This is a genomic window from Nesterenkonia salmonea, from assembly GCF_005771525.1.
Lineage (GTDB): Bacteria > Actinomycetota > Actinomycetes > Actinomycetales > Micrococcaceae > Nesterenkonia > Nesterenkonia salmonea.
On record NZ_VAVZ01000085.1, the window covers coordinates 1 to 2,743 of the forward strand.

Sequence of the window (2,743 nt, forward strand, 5' to 3'; positions counted from 1 at the left end):
CTGGAGCAGACATACTCCATTCTATCCCCAGACGGCCTAACTATTTACGAGACACACCACTAGGTTCACGCTCCTCATGGTCGACGTGCGGAGGTGAACTGCGATAACCGTCCCTTAATAGAGGTGGGCTCGAGGACAGATTCAAATAACTGCGAGGGACAGTAGGCTGAAGAAGCACAGGCAGTAGTTCGAGTATGCCGAAAGGGAGCCATGGACTCAGCTAAACAGGACAGGGTCAAGAACGAGGTCGGTTTCATCGCTGCATTGGATCAAAGCGGGGGTAGTACACCGAAAGTTTTGAAGCTCTACGGAATCGAGGCCGACGCTTATCCCAACCAGGAGGTCATGCTCGATCTGGTGCACGAGATGCGTACACGGATCATCATAAGCCCAAGCTTCGCCGACCCCTACTCCTCATGGCAGCGGGGCACCAATGAGCACCACAACGGCAAGCTGCGCCGCTACTATCCCAAAGGCACAGACTTCAGCCACCTCAGCGAAGAAGAGCTCCAAGCCGCTGTCACCGAGATCAATAACCAGCCCCGCAAATGCCTGGGCTGGTTCACCCCGGCCGAAGCATTCGACGAGCACCTACACTTAGAAACAACCGGTCAGTGTTGCACTTCAAAATAAAATTCGGGAACGCGAGAAGAGGAGCATGCCCATGATGAACTGGGACGGTACGGGCGGTATGGTACAGACGTGGATTTTTGGGCTGCTAGTGCTCCTCGGAGTGATCGTGCTGGGGGTGGTCCTGGTGAAGGCCTTCACCGGCGGATCCTCGACTACCGGCGGATCCAACACCACCCGTGAGATGGGCGCAGACCCTGGCCGGGGAAGAATTATCCTTGATGAGCGCTACGCCCGCGGCGAGATTGACATCGAGGAGTACCAGGAACGGCTTCGGAACCTGGAAGGGGACGGTCGGTGAGCTCGTTGACCCGCCGCCAACTGCTGGCCCTGGGCGCAGCCGGGGCAGGGGCCACCGTCGTGGGCGGTGCCGGGCTGTGGTGGACCACCACCGGTGGTACCGGCGACACCGGCGGTGCAGACCTAATCGAACCGGAGGTGTTGGTCAGCCGCGACGGTGTGCTGGAACTGGACCTGATCGCCGCCGCGGCACGCATCGAGGTCGCCGGCCGGGAAGCCTCGGTCCAAGCTTTCAACGGTTCCCTGCCCGGACCGACTTTGCACGTGGCGCCGGGGGACACGATTCGGGTGGCGATGCATAACCAGCTTCGGGTCTCGACGAACCTACACGTGCACGGGTTACATGTTTCTCCCGAAGGCAACAGCGATAATCCGTTCGTGAGCATTGACCCCGGCGAGTCCTTTGATTATGAGTTTGCTCTGCCTGCTGACCACCCGCCAGGTACCTATTGGTATCATCCGCACCGCCACGGTCATGTGGCCGAGCAAGTCGGTGCCGGACTCTACGGAGCCATCATCGTGGAGGACCATGAGCCCGTCCCGATGACCCGAGAGCGGCTCATGGTGATGTCGGACCTGACCCTGGACGCTTCCGGTAACCTCGCCGGAGTCAACCAGATGCAGCAGATGATGGGTCGGGAAGGTGAGCTGGTCCTGGTCAACGGACAACTTCGCCCGCAGGTCACCGCCGCGCCGGGGGAGCGGGAGCGCTGGCGGATTGTCAACGCCTGCCCCTCACGCTACCTCCGCCTGCAGCTGGCCGGACAGCAGGTCCGATTGTTCAGCCGCGACCTCGGGCGCCTCCCAACCCCCGAGGAGGTCACCGAAGTGGACATCGCCCCCGGCAACCGCATTGAACTCCTCGTTGAAGCCACCGAGGGCTCCTCGGCCCTGGTCGCCGCACCAGTGGACCGCGGCGGCATGGGCGGGACCATGAGGGGCGACAACGAGCCCGGCAACGACGAACCGATCAGACTGCTCACCCTCGAAGTGTCCGGGAACCCCGCCCCGAGGCCCGCGCTCGTGTCGCAGGGCCCCGCGCTGCGAGATCTGCGAGATGAGCCGGCCGTCGCCACCCGCACCGTGGACTTCGCCATGGGTATGACCGGGGCCATGGGAGGCGACCGGACGATGATGGGCGGTGAAGGGGGTGACGAGGCCACCACCATGATGACGTTCACCATCAACGGTCAGGAGTTCGATCCCGACAGGACAGACATCTCGGTGGCGACTGCGACCGTGGAGCAATGGACCCTGACAAACTCAAGCCCCATGGACCACCCGATCCACTTGCACGTCTGGCCCATGCAGATCGTAGAAGACGGGGACCGCGACCTGTCCGAACCGAGATGGCAGGACGTTGTGAACGTCCCGGCTTTCGGGGAAGTGCAGGTCCTCATCGCCTTTGACGACTTCCCTGGGCGTACCGTCTACCACTGCCACATCCTCGACCACGAAGACCAGGGCATGATGGGCACCGTCGAAGCCCGCTGACCGAACACAGGGCAGGGAAACCGTGGTGGAAGTAATGGCGACCCGCGCAGTTATACAAATCGTGTGACGGGAAGTTCTGGTTTTTCGAAGTGTCCCAGTGATGGAGAGTGCCCCAAGCATCAGTGACAACGCGAACCGACGGGTCATGGCTCCCAGCTCCTCTGCTGAAAACTGAGTCGGATCGACCTGCAGACCACCTCTGGCTCCTCCGAAGGCAAATCAAGCAGCGCGGTTTCCAATGTTATCAATGATGCTAGTGGTCTGTCTCAGTTTTGGTTTGCCTGTTCGTTGAGGCTGGTTCGTGCTCGGGCGACTTTGT

The 2,743-nt window shown here is 61.2% G+C and carries 2 protein-coding genes and 1 pseudogene; all 3 read left to right on the plus strand.

Features of this window, described 5'->3' with window-relative positions; translation table 11 throughout:
- Positions 1-396: 396 nt before the first annotated feature.
- Positions 397-633, plus strand: a pseudogene (locus FEF26_RS16210) (transposase); the annotation flags it as partial.
- A 31-nt stretch (positions 634-664) separates the two neighbouring features.
- Positions 665-931, plus strand: coding sequence for an SHOCT domain-containing protein (locus tag FEF26_RS15285; RefSeq protein ID WP_208012959.1), 267 nt, complete (start codon positions 665-667; stop codon positions 929-931).
- Positions 928-2,424 (plus strand): multicopper oxidase family protein, encoded by a 1,497-nt coding sequence (locus tag FEF26_RS15290; RefSeq protein WP_138254393.1) that lies wholly within the window; start codon positions 928-930, stop codon positions 2,422-2,424. Before FEF26_RS15285 ends, FEF26_RS15290 begins: the two co-directional genes overlap by 4 nt.
- Positions 2,425-2,743 lie beyond the last annotated feature (319 nt).